The organism is Pseudoduganella sp. RAF53_2 (assembly GCF_052113985.1).
GTDB lineage: Bacteria > Pseudomonadota > Gammaproteobacteria > Burkholderiales > Burkholderiaceae_D > Rugamonas.
On the sequence record NZ_JBFRDW010000867.1, the window covers coordinates 1 to 1,943 of the forward strand.

Below are 1,943 nucleotides of genomic sequence, written 5' to 3' on the forward strand. Positions count from 1 at the left end.
CGGCAAGTTCGACCAGAACGCCTACAAGGTGTCGGGCGGCCTGCACGGCGTGGGCGTGTCCTGCGTGAACGCACTGTCCAAGCTGCTGCGCGTGACCATCCGCCGCGACGGCAAAGTGCACCAGATGGATTTCGTGCGCGGCATCCCGCAGAACCGCGAAATCGAAATGATCGATGGCGTGGCCGTGTCCCCGATCAAGGTGATCGGCGAGACCGACAAGCGCGGCACCGACGTGCACTTCTGGGCCGACGAAGAGATCTTCACCCACGTGGAATTCCACTACGAGATCCTGGCCAAGCGTATCCGCGAACTGAGCTTCCTGAACAACGGCGTCAACATCAAGCTGACCGACCAGCGCACCGGCAAGGAAGAGATCTTCGCCTTCGAAGGCGGCACCCGCGGCTTCGTTGAGTACATCAACAAGGCCAAGACCGTGCTGCACCCGACCGTGTTCCAGGCCACTGGCGAGCGCCAGTCCGACCAGGGCACCAATATCTCGGTCGACGTGTCCATGCAATGGAACGATGCCTTCAACGAACAGGTACTCTGCTTCACCAACAACATTCCGCAGCGCGACGGCGGTACCCACCTGACCGGCCTGCGTGCGGCGATGACCCGTGTCATCAACAAGTACATTGACGAGAACGACTTCGCCAAGAAGGCCAAAGTCGAAATCAGCGGCGACGACATGCGCGAAGGCCTGACCTGCGTGCTGTCCGTGAAAGTGCCGGAGCCGAAGTTCTCGTCCCAGACCAAGGACAAGCTGGTGTCCTCCGAAGTGCGCGGCCCGGTGGAAGAAATCGTGGCCAAGACGCTGACCGACTTCCTGATGGAAAAGCCGAACGACGCCAAGATCATCTGCGGCAAGATCGTGGAAGCGGCGCGTGCCCGTGAAGCGGCCCGCAAGGCGCGCGACCTGACCCGCCGCAAAGGCATCATGGACGGCCTGGGCCTGTCCGCCAAGCTGGCCGACTGCCAGGAAAAAGACCCGGCCCTGTCCGAACTGTACATCGTCGAGGGTGACTCCGCAGGCGGCTCGGCCAAGCAGGGCCGCGACCGTAAGTTCCAGGCCATCCTGCCGCTGCGCGGTAAGGTGCTGAACGTGGAAAAGGCGCGCTTCGAGAAGATGCTGTCCTCCGAGCAGATCACCACCCTGATCGCCACGCTGGGCACCTCCATCGGCGCCGATGAATTCAACATCGAAAAACTGCGCTACCACCGCATCATCATCATGACCGATGCGGACGTCGACGGCGCCCACATCCGTACCCTGCTGCTGACCCTGTTCTACCGCCAGATGCCGCAGCTGGTCGAGCGCGGCCACATCTACATTGCACAGCCGCCGCTGTACAAGGTGAAGGCCGGCCGCGACGAGCGCTACCTGAAGGACGACCTGGAAGAAGCCGGCTACATGATGAACGTGGCACTGAACACCGCCGTACTCACCCCGCGCGAAGGCGCCGACGTGATCCAGGGCGAAGCACTGGCCGCGCTGGCCGACAAGTACAACGTCGCCAACGCCGTGATGACCCGTCTGACCCGCGTGATCGACCGCGCCGCGCTGACCGCCATCATGACCGGCGTCACGCTGGACCTGTCCACCATCGACTCGGCCGAAGCCTCGGCCAAGGCGCTGGCAGYCAACATCAACGACGTGGCCGTGAAAGTGGGCGTGTTCACCGACGAGCTGTCCGAGAAGCACACGCTGCGCATCGAACGCCTGCACCACGGTAACGTGAAAGTGTCCGGCATCGACGCCGACTTTGTGCAAGGCGCCGACTACCGCGTGCTGGCCGACGCCGCCGCCACCTTCACCGGCCTGATCGGCGAAGGCGCCGTGATCCGCCGCGGCGAAGGCGAGCGCACCAAGGAAAGCGCCGTGGTCGACTTCCACCACGCCATGCAATGGCTRCGCGACGAAGCGGAACGCACCGTGTCCAAGC

Annotated in this window: 1 protein-coding gene; it reads left to right on the plus strand. The window is 63.4% G+C overall.

Annotated features, from left to right (window positions below):
- Positions 1-1,943: DNA gyrase subunit B (locus tag AB4Z11_RS30470; RefSeq protein ID WP_442029743.1), on the plus strand; the 1,943-nt coding region annotated here is incomplete at both ends.